The sequence below is a fragment of the Marvinbryantia formatexigens DSM 14469 genome (assembly GCF_025148285.1).
GTDB classification, from domain to species: Bacteria; Bacillota; Clostridia; order Lachnospirales; family Lachnospiraceae; genus Marvinbryantia; species Marvinbryantia formatexigens.
The window spans coordinates 3,956,581-3,976,854 of record NZ_CP102268.1 but is presented as its reverse complement, the minus strand read 5'-3'; the positions used below and the strand labels follow the sequence as shown (position 1 = coordinate 3,976,854).

At 46.1% G+C, this 20,274-nt stretch carries 22 protein-coding genes; 1 reads left to right on the top strand and 21 read right to left on the bottom strand.

The window, feature by feature from the left end:
• Positions 1 to 327: 327 nt before the first annotated feature.
• Together NQ534_RS18525 and NQ534_RS18520 are read right to left on the bottom strand one after the other, a co-directional pair.
• The gene (locus NQ534_RS18525) at positions 328 to 516 is read right to left on the bottom strand and encodes a cysteine-rich KTR domain-containing protein (protein ID WP_006863419.1); all 189 of its coding nucleotides are present in this window, start codon (positions 514 to 516) and stop codon (positions 328 to 330) included.
• Between the two features lie 11 nt (positions 517 to 527).
• Positions 528 to 1,913 (bottom strand): MATE family efflux transporter, encoded by a 1,386-nt coding sequence (locus NQ534_RS18520; RefSeq protein ID WP_006863420.1) that lies wholly within the window; start codon positions 1,911 to 1,913, stop codon positions 528 to 530.
• A gap of 122 nt (positions 1,914 to 2,035) precedes the next feature.
• Here NQ534_RS18520 and NQ534_RS18515 point away from each other — a divergent pair, with 122 nt between their 5' ends.
• Positions 2,036 to 2,563: a PadR family transcriptional regulator gene (locus tag NQ534_RS18515; RefSeq protein ID WP_006863421.1), complete on the top strand. Its 528-nt coding sequence runs from the start codon at positions 2,036 to 2,038 to the stop codon at positions 2,561 to 2,563.
• Positions 2,564 to 2,711: 148 nt separating this feature from the next.
• On the opposite strand, the gene NQ534_RS18510 is transcribed toward NQ534_RS18515, so the two are convergent.
• The 19 genes from NQ534_RS18510 to NQ534_RS18420 all read right to left on the bottom strand — a co-directional run bounded on the left by NQ534_RS18510 (position 2,712) and on the right by NQ534_RS18420 (position 20,267).
• Positions 2,712 to 3,044 carry a hypothetical protein gene (locus NQ534_RS18510; protein WP_006863422.1) on the bottom strand — a complete coding sequence of 111 codons (333 nt, stop codon included), beginning with the start codon at positions 3,042 to 3,044 and terminating at the stop codon, positions 2,712 to 2,714.
• A 191-nt stretch (positions 3,045 to 3,235) separates the two neighbouring features.
• Positions 3,236 to 3,667: a hypothetical protein gene (locus NQ534_RS18505; protein WP_040784594.1), complete on the bottom strand. Its 432-nt coding sequence runs from the start codon at positions 3,665 to 3,667 to the stop codon at positions 3,236 to 3,238.
• A 195-nt stretch (positions 3,668 to 3,862) separates the two neighbouring features.
• A complete protein-coding gene (locus NQ534_RS18500) occupies positions 3,863 to 4,681 on the bottom strand; it encodes an ImmA/IrrE family metallo-endopeptidase (protein WP_006863424.1) in 819 nt (272 codons plus the stop codon).
• Between the two features lie 4 nt (positions 4,682 to 4,685).
• Positions 4,686 to 5,015 (bottom strand): helix-turn-helix domain-containing protein, encoded by a 330-nt coding sequence (locus NQ534_RS18495; protein ID WP_242655393.1) that lies wholly within the window; start codon positions 5,013 to 5,015, stop codon positions 4,686 to 4,688.
• A gap of 120 nt (positions 5,016 to 5,135) precedes the next feature.
• Entirely contained in the window at positions 5,136 to 5,561 is a 426-nt protein-coding gene (locus NQ534_RS18490; protein ID WP_006863426.1) for a hypothetical protein, read from the bottom strand.
• 16 nt (positions 5,562 to 5,577) lie between these two features.
• Complete coding sequence (locus NQ534_RS18485) at positions 5,578 to 6,906, bottom strand: MATE family efflux transporter (RefSeq protein WP_006863427.1); 1,329 nt, start codon at positions 6,904 to 6,906, stop codon at positions 5,578 to 5,580.
• Positions 6,907 to 6,909: 3 nt separating this feature from the next.
• Positions 6,910 to 7,605 (bottom strand): cytidylate kinase-like family protein, encoded by a 696-nt coding sequence (locus NQ534_RS18480; RefSeq protein ID WP_006863428.1) that lies wholly within the window; start codon positions 7,603 to 7,605, stop codon positions 6,910 to 6,912.
• 95 nt (positions 7,606 to 7,700) lie between these two features.
• A complete protein-coding gene (locus NQ534_RS18475; protein WP_006863429.1) occupies positions 7,701 to 8,162 on the bottom strand; it encodes a MarR family winged helix-turn-helix transcriptional regulator in 462 nt (153 codons plus the stop codon).
• Between the two features lie 308 nt (positions 8,163 to 8,470).
• Positions 8,471 to 9,613, bottom strand: coding sequence for a metallophosphoesterase (locus NQ534_RS18470; protein WP_006863431.1), 1,143 nt, complete (start codon positions 9,611 to 9,613; stop codon positions 8,471 to 8,473).
• Between the two features lie 106 nt (positions 9,614 to 9,719).
• Entirely contained in the window at positions 9,720 to 10,334 is a 615-nt protein-coding gene (locus tag NQ534_RS18465) for a DUF1349 domain-containing protein (RefSeq protein WP_006863432.1), read from the bottom strand.
• Between the two features lie 137 nt (positions 10,335 to 10,471).
• Entirely contained in the window at positions 10,472 to 12,076 is a 1,605-nt protein-coding gene (gene pckA, locus NQ534_RS18460) for a phosphoenolpyruvate carboxykinase (ATP) (RefSeq protein WP_006863433.1), read from the bottom strand.
• Positions 12,077 to 12,209: 133 nt separating this feature from the next.
• Positions 12,210 to 13,487, bottom strand: a complete 1,278-nt coding sequence (locus tag NQ534_RS18455; protein ID WP_050778356.1) for an ATP-binding cassette domain-containing protein — start codon at positions 13,485 to 13,487, stop codon at positions 12,210 to 12,212.
• A 4-nt stretch (positions 13,488 to 13,491) separates the two neighbouring features.
• Complete coding sequence (locus tag NQ534_RS18450) at positions 13,492 to 14,184, bottom strand: energy-coupling factor transporter transmembrane component T family protein (protein ID WP_006863435.1); 693 nt, start codon at positions 14,182 to 14,184, stop codon at positions 13,492 to 13,494.
• A 1-nt stretch (position 14,185) separates the two neighbouring features.
• Positions 14,186 to 14,791, bottom strand: coding sequence for an MptD family putative ECF transporter S component (locus NQ534_RS18445; RefSeq protein ID WP_157200751.1), 606 nt, complete (start codon positions 14,789 to 14,791; stop codon positions 14,186 to 14,188).
• A 14-nt stretch (positions 14,792 to 14,805) separates the two neighbouring features.
• Positions 14,806 to 16,563: an ABC transporter ATP-binding protein gene (locus NQ534_RS18440; RefSeq protein WP_006863437.1), complete on the bottom strand. Its 1,758-nt coding sequence runs from the start codon at positions 16,561 to 16,563 to the stop codon at positions 14,806 to 14,808.
• Entirely contained in the window at positions 16,560 to 18,788 is a 2,229-nt protein-coding gene (locus tag NQ534_RS18435; RefSeq protein ID WP_006863438.1) for a recombinase family protein, read from the bottom strand. The genes NQ534_RS18440 and NQ534_RS18435 overlap by 4 nt, the downstream gene beginning before the upstream one ends.
• Positions 18,789 to 18,842: 54 nt before the next feature.
• Complete coding sequence (locus NQ534_RS18430; protein WP_465220233.1) at positions 18,843 to 18,992, bottom strand: stage II sporulation protein R; 150 nt, start codon at positions 18,990 to 18,992, stop codon at positions 18,843 to 18,845.
• A 111-nt stretch (positions 18,993 to 19,103) separates the two neighbouring features.
• Positions 19,104 to 19,334 (bottom strand): YdbC family protein, encoded by a 231-nt coding sequence (locus tag NQ534_RS18425; protein ID WP_006863440.1) that lies wholly within the window; start codon positions 19,332 to 19,334, stop codon positions 19,104 to 19,106.
• Between the two features lie 78 nt (positions 19,335 to 19,412).
• Positions 19,413 to 20,267, bottom strand: a complete 855-nt coding sequence (locus tag NQ534_RS18420; RefSeq protein ID WP_006863441.1) for a ParB/RepB/Spo0J family partition protein — start codon at positions 20,265 to 20,267, stop codon at positions 19,413 to 19,415.
• Between the last annotated feature and the right edge of the window lie 7 nt (positions 20,268 to 20,274).

Genomic DNA, 20,274 nt, shown 5'->3' with positions numbered 1-20,274 from the left:
TATAAGAGTATCTATTTCTATTTTGTAGATATTTAGCTTCTACTTTGTGGGTATAGGAGTTCCATGCACGGGCATGGCTTTTTTTAACGCATCATCCTTATTTTTACATGATGCTATGTATAAAACCGCTATTTGTATCAAGCGGTGGTCTGGTTTAGACCAACACAAAGAAAATCCCTCCAAACTCAAAACAGAGAATGGGGGATTTCTCATATAGGCATGACAAAACTGCCCACCGAAGCTCCGTTTTTTTATTCGGTGGGCTTATCCAACCTATTCTGTATAAAAAGAAAGAGCCAATGAGCTGTGAGTTTATCTCTCACAAATTCATCGGCTCTGCGTCTGTGCGTCTGGCTCTTTGATGATAGTTACTTTTAATTGCTGAACATTTATAAGCTGTTCCTGCCTGCACTTCGGACAAAAAAGAGGAAAATTAAGAAGTACCGTATTTTCTCTTATTTTTATCCGTGTTTTGTTTCCACAAACGGGGCAAAGTACCCATTTTTCATTTTGCATAAAACATCTCCTTAATGTACTTCATTAGTTCCTGCAATAGCCGCTTGCTTTTCTGATTCATTTAATTCTCTGTGAAGATGGATAGCCATAAATACCGTAATAATAGCCGAAAGCACATCTGCAACTGGCTGAGCATACAGAATACCATTCAGTCCCCATATCATAGGAAGAACGAGAATAACTGGCACAAAGCAAATTCCCTGCCTGCAAGCTCCGAGAATAAAGCCCTCTTTTCCTTTTCCTAAAGCAAGGAATAATGAGGAATATACGGTATAGAAGCCAAACAGCATGAGAGAAATTCCATTTACCCTTAATGAGCTTGCCCCTACTTTAATCATCTCCAGATTGCCACTTGCGAATTGTGACACGATGGACGTTGAAAATAAAGCCAGTATCAATCCATAAACAACACAAAACACGGTTGACCAGATAATAGAGGTTTTAATTGCTTCATGCAGGCGGTTGAATTTTTTCGCCCCATAGCTGTACCCTGCGATTGGCTGAAAGCCTTTAATAAAACCAAATATTGTCAGACTTCCCATTGAAACAAGGCGTGTCACAACTCCCATTCCTGCGATTGCAGCATCTCCATAATCAGCCGCCGCATTGTTGATGATAGAAATGGAAAGGCTTGTTAATATCTGGAACACAAGCGTTGGAATACCAATCTTAAAAATTTCCGATACAACCTCTTTTGAAAGGCAGTAATTCTTTATTTTAAAATCAAATACACTCTTCTTTTCAAAAATATAAAATAGATACACCAGAGTAGATACTACCTGTGAAATTGCAGTAGCAATGGCGGCTCCTGCCACTCCCAAATCCAGTACATAAATAAATATGGGGTCTAATGCAATATTCAGTACGGCTCCCATCAGCAGAGCGCACATGGTCGTCTTTGCTGCTCCCTCGCTTGTCACGATATTATTCATTGTGACATTAAAGACATTGAAGATGCAGGAAATAATATAAATACTTCCATATGTGACCGCATAGGGCAAAATACTCTCTGTCGCTCCCAAAATACTTAGTATCGGCTTTAGAAAAATGACAGACAGGATAATCATAACTGCCCCGACAAAAACGCTGCTATATAAGGCTGTACTGACAACTTGGTTTGCCTTTTCCTTATCATTGCGTCCTAACAATCTGGAAATGTAGGATGCTGCCCCATTTCCAAATAGAAGCCCTAAACCAACCACAACCTGTCCTAATGGGTACACAACTGAAATTGCTCCCATCTGGCTCTCTCCCAATCCTCCAACAAAATAAGCATCCACCAGATTGTATAATGCGTTTACCAACATTCCAATCATTGTCGGGATACCCATTGCTAATAGGGCTTGAGGGATAGGTGCGTTACCTAATAGTTGCATTTTCTTGTTTTGTTGATTCATAATTAACACTCCTTTTCTTGACTTTAAATATAAAGTATAGTAGTATAAATTACAGCATTTAAAACTGCGTTGTATATACTACTATAAATTATAGTAGTTGTCAATAGAGAAAGGAGAATATCATGGCAACAATAGATTTAATCGTATTAGGAATGCTGAAAAAGGAAGCCCTAAGTGCTTACGACATCCAAAAATTGGTTGAATACCGTAACATATCAAAATGGGTAAAAATCAGCACTCCGTCAATCTATAAAAAAGTTATCCAGTTAGAGGAAAAGGGATACATTTCAAGTAGCATAGTCAAAGAGGGAAAAATGCCAGAAAAGGCAATCTACTCCTTAACAGAAGCGGGCGAAAAGCAGCTTGAAAATCTTATGTTTGAAATATCCGCAAAGCCTATTCAAATCTTCTTGGATTTTAATGCGGTCATTGTCAACCTGGATGCCCTTTCGCCAGAAAATCAAATAAAATGTCTAACAGATATTGAAGCCAATGTAAAAACACTAAAGTCATATCTGGAAGAAAATTTGAAAGTGAAAGAAAATGTACCCGAAATCCCACAAACAGGATTAGCGGTCTTGCAACAACAATTCGTTCTTGCACAATCCATTGAAACATGGATTGAAGAATTAAAACTAAAATACGAATAATTACAATCCCCCATAATAAGAACAGCTCAATCATCCTCTGTTTTTGAAACCAGGGCATCTAAAATCATTGCTGCAGAATATGTTGAAATCCAGGAAGCAGATGATCTCGAAGATAATGACAAAATCATCCGTTTCCCAAAGCAGCGTGTTAGTTAACTCGTTTACAATAGTCCAGGCTAATCCAGCTTAATCCAGATTTCAATTTACCCCATCCAAGTGTTGAGCCACTACCGCTCTTTACTTGGGTGATAGTAAACACTCCCACACCAGTATAAGCACCCGTCTTATCCGTATTCGTTCCGGCACCCTTCCTGATATTCAAATCCGGGATACTTACCTTCACTATAAACGGACAATCCGTATTACTCATGCCATCTCCAGAGCCACCCTCTGCCACCTCAGGATAACCCTGCTTACCATTCCAGTCATACACTTCATATCCCGGATGCTTCTCCACCATAGCCTTCGCATTAGCAAGCACCGTATATGCTCCAAGCTGAGAAGTAACATTCTCCCAGCTCTTCCTCCACCTGGATTGCCTTCCAGTTCCTTAATCGCTGCAGGCTTTGGCTTTCTACCTGCCATTGGAATCCCCTCCTTCCATAAATTTCTGCATAAGAAAAGCCCTAAAGGATTACTCCCTCAAGGCTTACTCCCATGTCAACAGACACTTTACTTTATGTATTTCAAATCTCCATTCCGCAACATCTGAAATTTTTCATCATACATTTCATCAAATACTTGCTGAATTGGCACACCATCTCGTTGGTGACCAGATATAGACCAAACCTTATATTCCGTCTGTTTTTTCAAAAATGCAGCCAGATGATCGTAATATTCCTGCATTTCAGATTTTTCCTTTCCCATCTTCATCAGCTTATAGAAAACACCTAATATACTAATACAATGAACCGGTGTTTCTAAACTTGCGATACTCTGTCTTGCTTTAAAATCATCTGAGCAAAATACATACACCCGATTGCTATGCATAATCTCCATCATTTGAATTAACACATAGGTCTTTTTCTCACCCAAACCCATTTTATGCGGAACATTATCATCACATTCCTTTAATGCCGCCAAAAATGCCTCAACATCGTTCAAGTCTTCCATCTCATTCAACGAACCGTAGTACTGTTTATAAAAATTTGCATTAAAAGTATCGCAACTCGTTTCTAGTAATTCTAAATATATAAGTCTGTCAGTGTATAATTTTTGGCGTTTCTTGCCAAATGTGATTTATACAAAAAGTCAGTATCCAGCAAGGCATATCTTTTGTCTATTCCCATAGGCACTACCTCACTGTTTTCTTAAGTTTTTCATAATTTCAGTTAATCTGCTCTTATCACTTGACAACCGCTCATCACGAACTGCATCCATCTGCTCAACGTCATACATCAATTCTGATAAACTTCCAAATCTAACAAAATCCTTATGTATTTCCTGCCACCGTGCAGCTTTTCCCGTGAGTTTCATTTGTTTGCTAATCTCTTCTTCAGTGACCTGCAAAAGTTTCTTTGCATCTTTTGCATCAATCCTATCTTCCTCCAAAAGGCGAATTACTGCCGCCTTATATGGAATTGCAAAAATGTCTATTATCTTAAGAATAGTTTGCACAGAAATATTTTTATATGATAAATTGTACACATCTGTTTGTTCATCAAGTCGTTCCTTTGGAGCCAATAAAATAGCAGCAAAAGCATTTGCTTCCATATCCTCAATCTCTTTTGCTTCTTCATCTATAATACTAGATGCCAAAATTGATCCAGATTGTAACAATTCAGAATTATGCTCTTCAAAATAGCAATAAATATGATACAGTTCATGTGCTGCAGCAAATATCTGCTTTGATAATGGCAAAGCAGAATTAATCATAACAAACATACGTCCCTTGCGAATAAAAGTACATGCACACAAATCCGTATCCTCAATAGGATATCTTAGCATCTCAAATGGCATATCATGGCGTGCCACATAATTCTCCAACACATTGAAGATATCATCCTGAATAATATTGTTTTTATTATAGAGTGAATTGAAACTTGTTGCACATTCACTTATTTTTATATATTTCTTTCTGTCTTTAACAAAAAGACTATTATCCAAAACTCGGCACATAATTCTAAGCCTCCCACGGTTTCATCATTTCCTCTGCATTCTCACGGGTGCGCGCATAAAAACAAATAAGATTTGCGATCTCATCTGCAATTCCAAGTCCATCTCTTGCTTCCTGGGTTTCCACCTTACCCATAAATGCCTTTATGGCATTAGTTTCTTGAAATACCTCTGGACGCTTAACCAGATTCTCCATGGAAGTGCCAAGAAACTCCGAAATCTTCTGTAGCTCAATTGCATTGATCATCCTGCCACCGGTAAGCATCTTGCTTATAACCTGCTTAGACACACCAAGATAGTCTGCAAGGTCAATCTGCTTTTTTCCATTCTGTTTCATAATATTCATTATATTGTTACTAATAATCTCGCTTTCATGCAGGCACAAAAGCTCCGTCCTCTTCCTACGAAGCAGGCTTCGCGGAAACCCTTATTTCCATCGATTGCACTTTTTAAGTATTTATATCTTTCGCCAGAACAGGCTTTCGGAGGAAGCTAATTTTTTCATAATTGTCTGTACCTGTTCCGGCGGATTATATACGGACAAATTCAAGTCGCCCCATTCAAAGACCAGAAGTGTATTTTCCTGCGGGAATAACACATTTAATGTCCCCGAATGATGTTCTGACATTTCACTGATGATTTCTGCAATCTTTTCCGGCCTGGGATAATCAACCCACTTATTCCAGAAGATAGATGTATGATAATAACACATCAGTTTCAAAATGATACCCTTAAATTTCTCCACAAAGGCCGTGTACTTATCGCTGTTTATCAGATAATTTTCCACGTCAAAAAATTGTCCTCCTGCGTTTTCTTTTACCTGTTCGGGAAGGAAGTCCATGATATAACAGGTTTTCTCCAATAAATTGTCAATTCTGTCCATAAGTTATTTTCACCTCTTAATAGTGATATTTTGATTTTTTCAGACGAATAAATAAAATCGTCACAAAAAAGGAAGCCACTTCCGCCACAACAATCGATGTCCAGATTCCGTCGATTCCCATAAAAACAGGCAGGATCAGGGCTGCAAGTATTTTGAACAACAACGTCCTGAGGAAAGAAATGACTGCGGAAGCCAGCCCATCGTTTAATGCAGTAAAGAAAGCGGAACCGTAGACTGCAATACCGGCAAACAGGAATGAAAAGGAGAAAATCTGGAAAGCCCTGATTGTCATTGCCAGAAGCTCCGCATCATAACTTACAAAAACTCTGGACAGAGGCGCTGCCAGAATCTCAGCCAGGACAAACATACATACCGAAAAAACAGTGATAATGAGGATGCTCTTTTTCAGCAGCCCTTTTGTTTCACTATGATTTTTTGCGCCGAAATGATAACTCACGATTGGAGCGGTTCCGGTGGAATACCCAAGGAATATAGCGGCAAAAATCATATTGACATACATCAGTACCCCGTATGCGGCAATCCCGTTTTCCCCTGCGTATTTCATAAGCTGGGCATTATACAGGATACTTACAACCGAAGTAGAAATATTAGTCATCAATTCAGAAGAGCCATTAGTGCCGGCTTTTAACAGGGTTTTCCCGTCAAACCCTGTCTTTGTCAGACGAAGCAGGCTTGTATTTTCCCTGCCAAAGTAAATCAGCGGTATGATTCCGCCCAGTATCTGACTGGCTGCGGTTGCCAGAGCCGCACCGGCAATCCCCCACGAGAAAACCGCCATGAACAGCGCATCCAAAATCATATTTATAATACCACATATCAGCGTTACCACAAGCCCCATATTGGGTTTCCCAGCAGTCACAAAAAAGCTCTGGAAACCAAACTGCAGCATATAAAAAGGCATACTGCAAAGCAAAATCCGTCCGTAGCATACGCAGTCCTCCAAAAGCACGCCGTCCGCGCCCAGCAAAACGGCAATCGGGCGTATAAAAATAAAGCCCACAACGGAAATCACAATCCCGCTGATTGCAATAAAATATACAAACAAAGAGAACAGGCGCTGTGCCTTATCATGATCTCCTTCACCCATTGTTTTTGATATTAAGGCACTTCCGCCAGCCCCAAACATAAAACCGTTGGAAGCCAAGATCATAATGACAGGTACGATCAGATTGACTGCTGCAAAAGATGTTTTCCCTGCAATATTCGATACAAAAAAACCATCCACAACGCTATATAGCGATGAAAAAATCATCATGATAATGGAGGGAAGCGCAAAACGCAGCAGCTTATTATAATTAAAGTGGTCTGAAATCTGAATGTGCATAAATTACCTCCCAAACCAGCAGGAAACAAACTCTGCAACTGCCGGTGTTAATTCTTTGATATTCCAGTCTGTAGTATTGATCACAAGATGGTAGGATTTGCAATCGCCCCATTTGCTGCCTGTGGTCATCTCGCAGGTTTTCGCCCTGTTCTTATCGATGCGCCGTATATTGCTTTCCACTTCTTTTCGAGATAACGCCTCATTTTTATCTGAGCGTTCGATACAACGCCGGATCTTAGCATCCATCCCGGCACACACAAAAATTCGGAAAGGTTTATATTCCTCAAGTAGCACATCTGCATTTCTGCCTACAATCACACAGTCTTTCCCTGCTCTGGCAATTTCTTTAATGATGCGGCTCTGCTCTATCAGCAGCTCGATCTGCATTTGCTGTAAGGTCTGGATACCGGCAAAAGAGTGCCGGTATGTTAAAGGGATGCTGCGCCACCCATGATTTTCCAGAGTCTGTTCCACATACTGCGCATTCATCTCCTTTTTCTCTGCAATAGCAGTAATGATTTCCCTGTCGTAATAATCGTAATGCAATAATTCTGCAAGACGTTTTCCTAATTCTCTGCCGCCGCTTCCAAACTCACGGCTGATTGTAATAATCTGCATACTAAAATCCTCCTCGTATAAAATAATCTGAAGCCCGCTTTGCTCGTTATCGCAGCAGTCGCCAAGTGAATATGCAAGCATATTCGTTTGGCTCGTTGCTCGCGTAAATAAAATATGCGCCCGGTCATTTTTAACCGAGCGCACCCGACATCTTCTAATCGACTTTATAGCTGCGGCTATAAGTCCTCCGATGACAAATGATATGTTTCTTTTATCTTTTCACGGCACAACATGACGTATTTCTTTGTCAGTTGTATAAGCTGCCGGCATTCTTCCCCGGTAAATTCTTCAAACACACCGTTTTCCAGTTCAAATACCGGCATCATTTTTTCTTCCACAAATTTTTGCCCTGCCTGCGTGAGATATATGTGCATATCCCGCCGTTTTCCCTTTTTTAACTCAATCAAGCCATTCGATTCCAAATTCTTAATGGAAGAATTGATTGTTTTCCGGCTGATAAAATAGTGGTCCGCAATATCTTTTTGCAGACATCCATCTCCAAATTCAACTATCGAATATAAGATAAAAAAGGCGCTGTCAGACAGTCCTATTTCCAGTGCAATTCTGTGATATAGTTCGTCTACCTCCTTATAAAGCATATTAAATTCTTTCAGTTCGTTTCCTTCTTTTACATCCAAGCATCCCGCCTCCTAAAATCCGATTTCGGATTCATTATAATCTGAAATCGGATTCCTGTCAAGCATCTATTTTAGAAAAACTTTCATATTTTTATTTCGGGCTTGTTTTTACATCGAAAACAGGTAAGCTGTGTCACGCAGAATGAAAAGATAATTTTGAGGAGGACTTTGGTTTCCGTTTCTCCGGAACAGAGGTACTCTCGCACAAGAATATTTAACAGGATAAAATATGACGCCAATATCAACACCTGCTCTGCGAACTTCTCCCACCGCTGATTCATCTCCCAGAATCCTTTCGCTGTAAAAAATCATATTTTCATATCCAGACAGACGATTTCACTGTCTGTCCCGACCCGCACCGGAAGCTGAAAATAACCGGTGCCGGCTGATATCACGCCCCGCGTTCTCCCGTTCCCATAAATACGGTATCCGTAAAAATACTCTTTCCCGTTTGCCCATTTTGTAAATAATGTAAACGGGAAAAACTGTCCCCTGTGTGTATGACCGCACAAGACAAGGTCCGCCTTGCATTCAGCCGCCTCCCGGATTTCCTGCGGGTCATGATCCAGAACAATGACAGGCTTCTCCCTGTTTATATTCTGAAGCAGGCTTTCAAGCGTCATCCGCTCTTTTCCTTTGTCAATGATACCGGTTCTTCCGACCAGATAGAACCGGGAGAAAGCAGCCACCTCATTATCAATGAGCCGGATGCCCGCCTTTTTTATAAATTCATTCAGCGCCGGATTCTTTCTGTCCGGGTCGTGATTCCCCAGGATGGCAAATACTCCATCTTTCGTCTGCAGTCTGCGAAATTGCTCCGCAATCTTATCACAGTCAACACATTCCTCCAAATAGGCACTGTTAAAAATATCGCCTGTAATCACCACCATATCAGGCTTCAGCTCATTTACCGCATTCACAACCCGCTCCATATGTGCCGGGCCAATAATCACGCCAAAATGCAAATCACTTAAGTGGACAATTCTGTAATCATCTTTTCCTCTGCCAACAGAAAAAGAATACCTTACCGTCTTTAACTTTCCGGCATGAAGCACGCCATATATCACCGTCAGGGCAGATGCGGCGGCAGCGGCAGCTACAAGTATCCCGTTTACCCCGGACGTATGCGCCAGCAGATTCCATACGGCAGAAACTACGTCCGCTACTGCCAGATAAAGCAGGAAATAAACCAGCAGGCAAATATAAATACCGGATAGCCACACTCCCTGCCGGTACCGCCGCGAATGACTGTGCTTTCGCTGCACCGCTGCAGCAAGAACCAGCATACAGGCTGCAAAAACAAACAGCGGGATGTACAGCCGGACATCCCATATCTGCCACACAGCATACCCCAGACGGAACATACTGTAAAAATCCAGCAGTGCCGCGGCAATCACGAATATCCTCCGGAATGCTTTTCCGGATATCATTTTTCCAAATCTGCTTTCCATATATCCACCTTCCTGTCATCCTTTCCACATAAATCACTTTTCCATAAGAATCGCTGTCCGTTCTCCCGCCATCAGCCTCTGTCCTGTGCCAGTTTTTTAAATCATGTTACATTTCATCCGGTGCCTGTCCGTCGTGCGCCTTCCAGGCGCATTCTGTCAGCTTCATGTCGGAGAACACCGCTGTAAAGGAGGATTCCTCCGGACTGCAGGCATAAATGCCAAAGCGGATTTTCCCGCCGCCTTTGTGCATATGACACACACGCATCTGGTGAAAATGCTCTCCATCCGGGGAACATTCGATGCAGTAATCGTCCTCCCTGCGGCTGAAGCGGTACCACATAATTTTCACATCAGCGGGAATCTCCGTGGTTGCCCAGTCCGAGTAACCCGCATTTGTCACAACAGAGCCCAGGTGCTGGAAGTGCTCATTTTCATATTCTACCGACCCCTTCAGCCAGTTTTCTCCGTCCAGATACATCACGATCCCACACTGGTCAAAGCGGTGATGACTTTCTGTAAAATCCGTTTTTACAATAAAAGAAAAGAATTTCTCATCTGTTTCCATCTGCAGCACCGGCGCGTTGTCATTCCGGAAATGATAATACGTTCTCTGCCACAGATCCGTGTGCGGTTTTGTCGTTATTGCAATCCTCTCCTCCTCTATCCGAAAGGATTGCGGCTCTCTCGTCCACTGCAGATTGTTTTTGTCAAAAGTAATCATTTGTCTCCCTCCACTATTACAAAAAACCCGGAGCCGCAGCTCCGGGATTATCTGTTACTGCTTCCTTCATCCGCAGTAACGGTTTTCGTCAGCAGATGCTGACAGCTATTTTATTCTTTATAGGATTCCGTTGCAGATTAAAGCTGCGGACCAGCGGATACCAGAGCTTTACCATGCTCGTTGCCTTCGTATTTTGCGAAGTTCTTGATGAATCTCTGTGCCAGGTCTTTTGCCTTTGTCTCCCACTCGGAAGCATCTGCATAAGTATCGCGCGGGTCGAGGATACCGGTGTCAACGCCCGGAAGCTCTGTCGGAACTTCGAAGTTGAAGTACGGAATCTTCTTGGTCGGAGCCTTCTGGATATCGCCGTTCAGGATAGCGTCGATGATGCCGCGGGTATCCTTGATGGTGATACGCTTGCCGGTTCCGTTCCATCCTGTATTTACCAGGTATGCCTTTGCGCCGTTTGCTTCCATCTTCTTAACCAGCTCTTCGCCGTATTTGGTCGGATGAAGCTCCAGGAATGCCTGTCCAAAGCATGCGGAGAAGGTCGGTGTCGGCTCTGTGATGCCGCGCTCCGTACCAGCCAGCTTTGCTGTGAATCCGGACAGGAAGTAGTACTGTGTCTGTTCCGGTGTAAGGATAGATACCGGCGGAAGTACGCCAAAAGCATCTGCGGACAGGAAGATTACATTCTTAGCTGCCGGTGCTGCGGAAACCGGACGTACAATATTCTTAATGTGGTCAATCGGGTAAGATACACGGGTATTCTCGGTTACGCTCTTATCAGCGAAATCAATCTTTCCGTCTGCATCCAGAGTAACGTTCTCAAGAAGAGCGTTGCGCTTGATTGCATTGTAGATATCCGGCTCGGACTCCTTGTCCAGGTTGATAACCTTTGCATAGCAGCCGCCCTCGAAGTTGAATACACCGTTGTCATCCCAGCCGTGCTCGTCATCACCGATCAGAAGACGCTTCGGGTCTGTGGACAGTGTGGTCTTACCGGTTCCGGACAGACCAAAGAAGATTGCGGTGTTCTCGCCGTTCATATCTGTGTTTGCGGAGCAGTGCATGGAAGCGATGCCCTTCAGCGGCAGATAGTAGTTCATCATGGAGAACATACCCTTCTTCATTTCTCCGCCGTACCAGGTGTTGATGATAACCTGCTCGCGGCTTGTGATATTGAATACAACTGCGGTCTCAGAATTCAGACCCAGCTCCTTGTAATTCTCTACTTTTGCCTTGGAAGCGTTGTAAACAACGAAATCCGGCTCAAAGTTCTCAAGCTCCTCTGCGGACGGCATGATGAACATGTTCTCTACGAAATGAGCCTGCCATGCAACTTCCATAATGAAACGGATAGCCATGCGGGTATCATGGTTTGCACCGCAGAATGCGTCTACTACAAAAAGTCTCTTATTGGACAGCTCGTTCTGAGCAATCTCTTTTACAGCCTTCCAGGTTTCCTCGGAAGCCGGATGGTTGTCGTTCTTGTATTCGTCGGAGGTCCACCATACTGTATCTTTGGAGTTCTCGTCCATAACAATGAATTTGTCTTTCGGAGAGCGTCCTGTATAGATACCGGTCATTACATTAACAGCGCCCAGCTCGCTTACCTGTCCTTTTTCATAGCCTTCCAGGTCCGGTCTGGTCTCTTCTTCGAATAACATCTCGTAAGAAGGATTGTGCACGATTTCAGTTGTTCCAGTAATGCCATACTTACTTAAATTAATCTCTGCCATCTTACATTTAACCTCTTTCTTTCATAGTATTGGGAAGTTTTTCTTCTTCCTTTATCATATTATACATAATAAATCAATAAAATCAACAAGATTTCCCGATTTTTTTTCGAAATGGCAAAAAAATGATATTTTATTAACAATCCGCAGGCTCCCGGCGCTTCTCCAGGAAAAACAGGCGGTCGCAGACTGTCTCTGCAAATTCCCTGTCATGAGTCACCACCAGAATCAGCATCCCCTTCTGTGCCAGCCGCTTCAAGGCCCTTCCCGCCGCCTGCATACTCCGGTAATCGAGACCGCTGGTCGGCTCATCCAGCAGCAAAAGCTGTTTTTGGGCAACACAGGCAGCCGCCATCACAAGACGTTGCTTCTGCCCGCCCGACAGGCTCTGCGGGTGCCTCATCAGACAGTCCGAAAGCCCCATTTCACTCAGAATGTCCTTCACCTTCTCCCGCGCAGCCCCCGGATTTCCCAGTAAGCATTCGTTTTCCACGCAGTCAGAAAATAACTGGTAATTCACATCCTGCATCACCATTGCGCACAGCTTTCTTCTCTTTCGCCGTCCCGTTTTCTTCCCGTTTATCAGAATGCTTCCACACTTCACAGCCGCAAGACCGCTGACTGCCCGCAGAAAGGTCGTTTTTCCGCTTCCGTTTCTTCCTGTTATCCCGACAATCTCCCCCGCAGAAGCCCGGAACAAAAGATGCTCCTGCACAATCTGCTTTTTGTAAGCTAAAGTCAGGTCCTTTATCTCCAGCACCGTCTCTCTTTTTGGAACATCCCTCTTCAGGAGACTATCCGGAAAGCCGCCCTCCTCCATCAGGCAGCGCAGCCCCATTGCCCTCCGTTTTTCATCGCTAAACGCATAAAACTCTTCCGCCGTATATTTCCTGCGAATTCGCCCCTCCTCCATAAAGCACACCGTGTCCGCAAGTCCTTTCAGGTACGCGACCCTGTGCTCCGCAATCAGAATGGTTTTTCCCTGCCGCTTTATTTTCTCAAGGATGCCGCGTATATTCCTCACCGCCTCTGCGTCAAGATTCGCCGATGGCTCGTCGAGCACAACCACCGGCGCATCGGTAATAAACGCGCTGGCAAAGGCAATCCGCTGCTTTTCCCCGCCGTAGAGCGCAAACATGCTTTTTGTGCAAAGCTGCTCCAGATGAAGCTCCTTCACCGTCCGCTCCAGCCTTCTGTCGATTTCCTCCACCAAAAGCCCACGGTTTTCCAGCCCATAGACAATCTCGCTTTCTGCATCAGTGTTAAAAAACTGGGACTTCGGGTTCTGGAATACGCTTGCCACATACCCGGCGCGTTCATAAAGCGGCATTTCCGCCATATCCCGGATGCCGCTCTCCTCCCTCTGCCCCTCGTCCTTTTCATATTGAAAGCTTACCTCTTTAAATGTAATCACTCTTTCATCCTCCATAACGGTTCCAGATACAAAAGGCAGTTGCCAGCGCCGCGAAAGAGATTGTCAGATAATCAGCCGCTCCCATCGCCCGGTAATTCCGGCAGGTGGGCGTCGCCGGATTATCAATGCCCCTTGTGACAGCCGCCGCCGAAAGTTCGTCCGCTGTTTTCAGACAGGAAACAAACATCGGCGCCAGATAGCACTCCAGCAGACAGGATAGCCTGCGAAACGGATTCCGGATACCCGCCGTTACCCTTCTAAGCCGCATAGCGTCGCAGATATGCCGCCATTCCTCTTTCAGAGCCGGAATATAGCGGACGGCAACCGCCACCGTGACCGTCACTCCTTTCGGCATCCCCATTTTCGTAAAGGTGGCGATCATCTGGCTGACCCTGGTATTTTTATACGTGAGCACCAGGCACATGACGACCGGAAAAAAGCTGCGGATATTCACCACCGGCATCGACAGTATCATCGCCAGCGCTTCCGGCATACGCGGAAGCAGCAGGTACTGCGTCAGAACCATCGCCCCGTATGCCGCCGCAAGCCCTGGCATAAAAACGCCTTTTCCCGATAAAAGCTGCAACACCCCCAGCGCAGCAAACAGTCCCGTCTCCACCCGGATATCGGTATTCATGCTTGCGCAGGTGGCGGATAATACCGTTAAAATCAGATAGGTTCTGATATCCAGCTTCATCTTACAGCATACCCGCTTTCTTTAAATGCTTCTTTATCAGCCTCTTTCCGGTCTGAATTCCGGCAAAGGTCAGCAGCGCCGTAACGGCGATAACGACCAGCCAGAGCGGCTTTATGCCGTACATATGCCGCATCTGCTCTACCACCGTCGCGTTGATTCCATGCTCCAGCGCGTTATCACAGTAGATATCCGTTGCAATAAAGTTCTCCGCCAGCCCCAACGTGGACATATACAGCGTATACACCACGCCGGAGACTGTCACACGCCGCAGGCTGCGGCGGTCTTCTCGTAATATCAGCTCCGCCAGTCCCGCAAACAGCAGCACTCCTGCCGCCCCGATAAGCCCCTCCAGCAGACCGCTGGTGAAGAAATAAATGCAGGGCACAATAGAAAAAATCAGTACGGCGCCGCTTTTTGGCACCTTTGCGGTTATGATAACGTATAAAATTCCGATAAAAAACGCCGCCACCGCCGGATAAAAGATGGCGGTATAGCCCGACAGGTTCATAACAGCCGCCAGTATCATTGCCACCATGCACAGTAAACTAAAAATTCCGCAGGTAATATAATCCCTCCCCTGCATTTTCTGTCCGGTAAATTGTTTCATTTTCTCTCCTTCCGTCATGCTTTAATCTGCCAGCTTCCCGCATTCTGCTGCTCCTGCCAGAGCTGGCTGTAAATTCCCGGCTCCCGCAGAAGCTCCTCATGGGTTCCGCACGCGCTCACCGCTCCCTCCTCCAGCACCACGATCTTATCCGCGTTGCTTATGGACTGCAGGCGGTGGGCAATTACTATCACCGTTTTTTCTTCCACCAGCGCCGAGATTGCCTGCTGGATAAGAACCTCATTTTCCGGGTCCAGCGACGAGGTGGCTTCATCCAGAAGAACCACCGGTGCGTCCTTCAGAAGCGCCCTGGCAATGGATATCCGCTGCTTTTCCCCGCCGGACAATGTGGAGCCGCCCTCTCCCACCATCGTCTGGTACCCCCTGTGCAGCGCCATGATAAAATCGTGGCAGGCTGCCTTTTTTGCCGCCGCCACAATCTCCTCATGGGTGGCGTCCTCCCTGCCCATGCGGATATTTTCCTCAATGGTGTCATGAAACAGATAGACGTCCTGGAACACCACGCTGATATTCCCAAGCAGCGTCTGCGAAGGAATGTTCCGGATTGGAATGCCGCCCATCCGGATTTCCCCCTCTGTCACATCCCAGAATCTGGCAATCAGCCGCGTAATGGTCGATTTTCCGGAGCCGGACGGTCCCACCAGCGCGGTGACGCTTCTTTCCGGAAAGGTCAGATTGATGCGGTGAAGCACCTCCTCCCTGCCGTATGCAAAGCTTACATCCTTAAATACAATATCGTATTTTTCCGGAGCCGCCCCTTCCTTTGCCTCCGGCAGCGGTTTTTCCTCAAACAGGCTCCGGATGCGGCCGCCGCTCCTTGCCGTCCGCGAAAAATCCGCGATAAAGGTAAAAAGCATCAGCACCGGGTCATAAATCGTCAGGGAAAGCAGCATAAACGCCATGTAGTAAAAGGGTGACAGCTCTCCTTTTGTCAGCAGGAAGCCGCCTGTCAGCATGACAACGCCGATTCCGCAGTTCAGCAGACAGCGTCCCACCATACTGACCGGTGCCGCCGCCCCCGTTTCCAGCCGGATGGAGGCATGCTGCCATCCAGCCACAGATGCCTTCAGCGTTTCAAACCGCTCTCCCGCCATGTGAAAAGCCTTCAGGGTCTGTATGCCGCCCACATATTCCAGAATTCCCGCCGCCACCTCCTGCTGGGAAGTCTGCAGCCGTCTGCTCTCTTTTTCCATCCGCTTCAGGGACAGAAAGGCAAAGGGCAGCGCCAGCGGAATAACCAGAAACACAGCCGCCGTCATCCGCACATCAAAAGCGGACAGCACCACAACAGCCAGCAGGAATCGTATCAGAATCGTCGCCACCTGCGGCAGAAGCTGCTGGGCAAAATTTTCAATCTCCGTATAATCCCGCAAAAGCACCGTAGACAAATCTCCGGCATCGCGGCTGGCAAAAAAGCCCATACTGAGACTTCTCAGATGCTCTCCCATCTGGATGCGGGACGTCCGGGTCGTTCCGGCAAAGCCGGTGCAGAAATCAAGATAAGATTTTCTGCGGATAAACAGATAGCCGATAAACTGCGCCAGCAGTATCCCGGTTAAAATCCCCATCCGGTTCAGGGGAAGCTTTGTTTCCGGAGACAATACCGGAATCAGAAGCACATACATCGCCATTATCATGACGGCATACGGAATCGACACCACAAAGCTGTCGAACAGGCTCCACGCCAGCAGCTCCATGTATTTTTTCGTCTGTCCCAGCGTCATGGTCTCAAACCACTCTCTGAAAGCACTCATAACGCAGCCTCCCTATCTTTAATCGTCCACCGGCTTCTTCTTTCATTGGCGTCCACCATATCCCGGTACATGGGGCAGCTCTTAAGCAGAGCCGCATGGCTGCCCTGCCCCTGCAAAGCGCCGTTTTTCATGACCAGAATCTTATCCGCTTTCTCCACCGTTTTCAGCCGGTGGGCAATGATGAGCACCGTCTTATCCTTCGCCAGCCTGGCAAAAGCCGCCTGGATTTTCGCCTCGTTGCCGGCATCCGCATAGGCAGTCGCCTCATCCAGCACCACAATCGGCGTATTGCGCAGAAACACTCTGGCGATTGCCACCCGCTGCCGCTCTCCGCCGGAGAGATATGCGTCCTTCTCTCCGATTACCGTCAGTCGGTCATTTTTTGCGGACAGTTCAATACATACTTGTCTGTCCCTTGTCCTGCTCCTGCGTCTGCTCTCGTTTGACTTCTCCCTCTGCACCTTTTTCGCACATATCGGACAATATTTTGAGATAGCAGAGCCAGGGACATATTCAACACCGCACACCATACAGTGTTTGGCGGGCAATGCTGTCCACCGCTTTGTGGGTGTGATATGTAATTCACCGACAAAGCCGATGAATTTATAGTAAATCTTGATTTCCTGCTTTACTGTTCCGTCCGCTGACTTCTCACGCTCCGAAACAAGTATCTTGTCTATCAGTGCATTTACCACTGTTGCGTCCAGTTCCTTTAAGCCTTGATAGTTGCGGATAAGGGAGAGGAAGTCACGGATTCCCTGCGATTTCTCATAGCTTTCATTGAGCGTTTCCGTTACTTCTTTCAGTCTTGCTTCGATTTCAAGCTGTTCTTTCTGGTATTTCCCCGACATCATCTCAAAATTCCGCTCGGTGATACGTTCCATGACTTTATCCTCATAGAGAGAGGAAAACAGCCTGTCAAGCTCCGCAAGGCGTTTGTTCAGCTTCTTCCGTTCTTTCTCCATTGTTTTTGCTTTGCTCTGGTCTGTTTCCGTGAGCCGCTTCTCAATCGCCCTCACCGCCCGCTCGTCATTCACCGCCATATCCGCAAAACGGTTGATGTCGTCAAGGACAGCGTTAAATAAATCCCTTGCTTCAATGGCGTGTGCGGTACACATGACGTTACCATACCTGCCATAATTATTACAGGTATATTGTACGCAGTCGATGATGTCGGGGCGTTTCCTCCTGTTGGCACTCATAGCCCGCAGAGCGTAGCCGCAGTCCGCACACTTGATAACGCCTGCAAAAATATTCTCAAAGTCGCCCTTATTCTTTTCCCGTCTGCGGCTCGTCATAAGCTGTTGGACAGTGTCAAATTCCTCCTGCGTGACTATGCCCTCATGGGTGTTGGGTATCACTTCCCATTCTTCGGGCAGCTTAGAGGGACGTTTCTTGCTTTTCATATTGGCGGCAATCCGTTTGTAGCCTGCAAGGTTCCCCGCATAGATAGGGCTTCTTAAAATATTCCTCAAGCTGTTCTCACTCCAGATATAACGGTTTTCTTCATTGTCCTCAAAGTATCTCTCATAGCCTGTCGCCCCCTGCTCCGCCGCATAAGCGGCAGGGCGTAAAACGTGCTGACTATTGATGTGCTTGCGAATTTTTCCAAGTCCGTTTCCCGCCAATGCAAGGTCGAATATCTCCCTTACAACGTGCGCCACCTTATCATCAATCAGCAGATGATTGTGGTCGGCAGGGTCTTTGACATACCCATAGGGCGCATACGTCCCCATGAATTTCCCTTGTTGAAACCTCGCACGGTACGCCGATTTTATCTTGACTGACACATCGGCGGAATACATTTCGTTTAGGATATTGCGGAATGGGGTAATGTCCATCGCTGATTTATTGAGCGTGTCCACGCCGTCATTGATCGCTATATACCTCACGTTATGCTCTGGGAAAAAGACTTCCAGATACAGCCCGCAATCAAGGTAATTCCTCCCCAGACGGGATAAATCTTTCGTAATCACGCAGTTTATCTGTCCGTTTTCAATGTCCTTAATCATGTTCTGGAAACTCGGTCTTTGGAAATTCGTACCAGAATACCCGTCGTCCACATACGTTTTTGCCAAGTGCCAGCCCTGCTTTTTTACATAATCCGTGAGGATGGATTTCTGCGTGGCAATGCTTGCACTCTCGTTATCCGTGCCATCGTCTTTTGATAACCGACAGTAAATGCCGACTTCATAAATCTTATTTTCCGTTCTTATCCCTGCCATGCTGTTAAACCTCCGTCTTTGCTCTAATAGGTTTCATGTTCCATTGCGTACATTCTAAGCGGATATATCCTCATTGTCGAAGGTGTCATCTTCGGCTATCTCCCTCCGTATATCCTCGGAGATAATCGGGATAAATGCTTCCGCAACGGTCTGTGTGCCGACATATTCCCGACTGATAATCATTTGCACTGGTGCTTTTGGCATAATACGCTTTCTCTTTTTGTTTGCTTTCTTATCCTCGCCCATATTCAAATCTTCCTTTCCAGACAGGCAGGGGAGTATATAAAATCCCCCTGCTCTGCCAATCAGATACCATCAATCCCCGCTGTTCAATTCTTCCTGCAATGCTTTAAGGAGAGCCGCCGCTTCATCAGCGGTCAACGTGATTCCCTTTCCGCACTTCTCACGGTTAGGGGAAAAGCTGCGGATGTCATACTTTAGCTCGTTCCCGTTCCATGAGATTAAATTGATTTCCTTTGTATAGCCGCTGTCGCTCATAGACAACACGGCGATTTCCTTTACAATCTCATACTGGATTTCTTTCATTCACTACCTCAACTCTCTGTCTTATTTGGCTGTCTTTTTTCTCGCAATGCTTTCTATTTACCTCCCGAAAAGAGAAGATTAGCGGCTGTCCCTGCCCCGTTTCCTCTGCAATTCACGCTCCAAAAGTTTGATGATGGTGTCCTCCATCTGCTTCGGCGTTGTGCCTTTCGGGAAGTATTTCTTTAACCTCTCCATGCCGATTTTCACGGTTTCTTTCTGGTTTCCCTTTTCCTCCGTCATAATCGCAAAGATGGTATCCATGTCAAGCCGCCCGCTCTGGCTCAAGGTTTTCATCCGCTGTGCCTGTGAGAGTGAGGGCGTTGCTTCCTCGCTCTCCATTGTGGCGAATAGGTTTTCCTGCTCGTCTTTCTTCAGAAAGGACAGTTCCACCGCAGGCGTGAGGGCGATTTTCCCCTCGTCCACCATCTGCAGAATCGGCGGTATCAGCTCCGTCAAGCGGATAAAACGCTGCACGGTCATCCTGCTAACGCCGAAGCCCTGCGCCACTTTATCGTCCGTCCGCAACTTCGTCCCAACTTGTGACGAGGTTAAGTCTGTGCGAAATCCCTGCCGCTTCATGGCTTCGGATTTCATTTTGTAGGCAAACGCCCGCTCACTCGGCAGAATATTTTCTCGTTGCAAGTTGCTGTCTACAAGGGTGATGATGGCTCGGTCACGGTCTAAGGGCAGGACAAAGGCGGGGATTGTATTTATCCCTGCAAGCTCCGAAGCACGGACACGCCGCTGTCCTGCAATGACCTCATAACCGTTCCCGTCCTCTTTCGGGCGTGTGATTATCGGCGTTACGATTCCAAACTCCTTAATGCTTTCCGCTAATTCTGATAACATTTCATCCTCCACCACATGAAAAGGATTGTCGGGAAACGGATATAAATCTGCGGTCTTTAATACCTTAAAATCCTGTTTCTTCATTCACATT

Coding starts and splice junctions, on each gene's coding strand:
- NQ534_RS18445 (WP_157200751.1), bottom strand. CDS start 14,791: ATGAAACAATTTACCGGACAGAAAATGCAGGGGAGGGATTATATTACC.
- NQ534_RS18500 (WP_006863424.1), bottom strand. CDS start 4,681: ATGTGCCGAGTTTTGGATAATAGTCTTTTTGTTAAAGACAGAAAGAAA.
- NQ534_RS18470 (WP_006863431.1), bottom strand. CDS start 9,613: ATGGAAAGCAGATTTGGAAAAATGATATCCGGAAAAGCATTCCGGAGG.
- NQ534_RS18430 (WP_465220233.1), bottom strand. CDS start 18,992: ATGCCAAAAGCACCAGTGCAAATGATTATCAGTCGGGAATATGTCGGC.
- NQ534_RS18520 (WP_006863420.1), bottom strand. CDS start 1,913: ATGAATCAACAAAACAAGAAAATGCAACTATTAGGTAACGCACCTATC.
- NQ534_RS18425 (WP_006863440.1), bottom strand. CDS start 19,334: ATGAAAGAAATCCAGTATGAGATTGTAAAGGAAATCGCCGTGTTGTCT.
- NQ534_RS18490 (WP_006863426.1), bottom strand. CDS start 5,561: ATGGACAGAATTGACAATTTATTGGAGAAAACCTGTTATATCATGGAC.
- NQ534_RS18450 (WP_006863435.1), bottom strand. CDS start 14,184: ATGAAGCTGGATATCAGAACCTATCTGATTTTAACGGTATTATCCGCC.
- NQ534_RS18440 (WP_006863437.1), bottom strand. CDS start 16,563: ATGAGTGCTTTCAGAGAGTGGTTTGAGACCATGACGCTGGGACAGACG.
- NQ534_RS18420 (WP_006863441.1), bottom strand. CDS start 20,267: ATGAAGAAACAGGATTTTAAGGTATTAAAGACCGCAGATTTATATCCG.
- pckA (WP_006863433.1), bottom strand. CDS start 12,076: ATGGCAGAGATTAATTTAAGTAAGTATGGCATTACTGGAACAACTGAA.
- NQ534_RS18435 (WP_006863438.1), bottom strand. CDS start 18,788: ATGGCAGGGATAAGAACGGAAAATAAGATTTATGAAGTCGGCATTTAC.
- NQ534_RS18480 (WP_006863428.1), bottom strand. CDS start 7,605: ATGCTTGCATATTCACTTGGCGACTGCTGCGATAACGAGCAAAGCGGG.
- NQ534_RS18515 (WP_006863421.1), top strand. CDS start 2,036: ATGGCAACAATAGATTTAATCGTATTAGGAATGCTGAAAAAGGAAGCC.
- NQ534_RS18495 (WP_242655393.1), bottom strand. CDS start 5,015: ATGAAACAGAATGGAAAAAAGCAGATTGACCTTGCAGACTATCTTGGT.
- NQ534_RS18525 (WP_006863419.1), bottom strand. CDS start 516: ATGCAAAATGAAAAATGGGTACTTTGCCCCGTTTGTGGAAACAAAACA.
- NQ534_RS18465 (WP_006863432.1), bottom strand. CDS start 10,334: ATGATTACTTTTGACAAAAACAATCTGCAGTGGACGAGAGAGCCGCAA.
- NQ534_RS18485 (WP_006863427.1), bottom strand. CDS start 6,906: ATGCACATTCAGATTTCAGACCACTTTAATTATAATAAGCTGCTGCGT.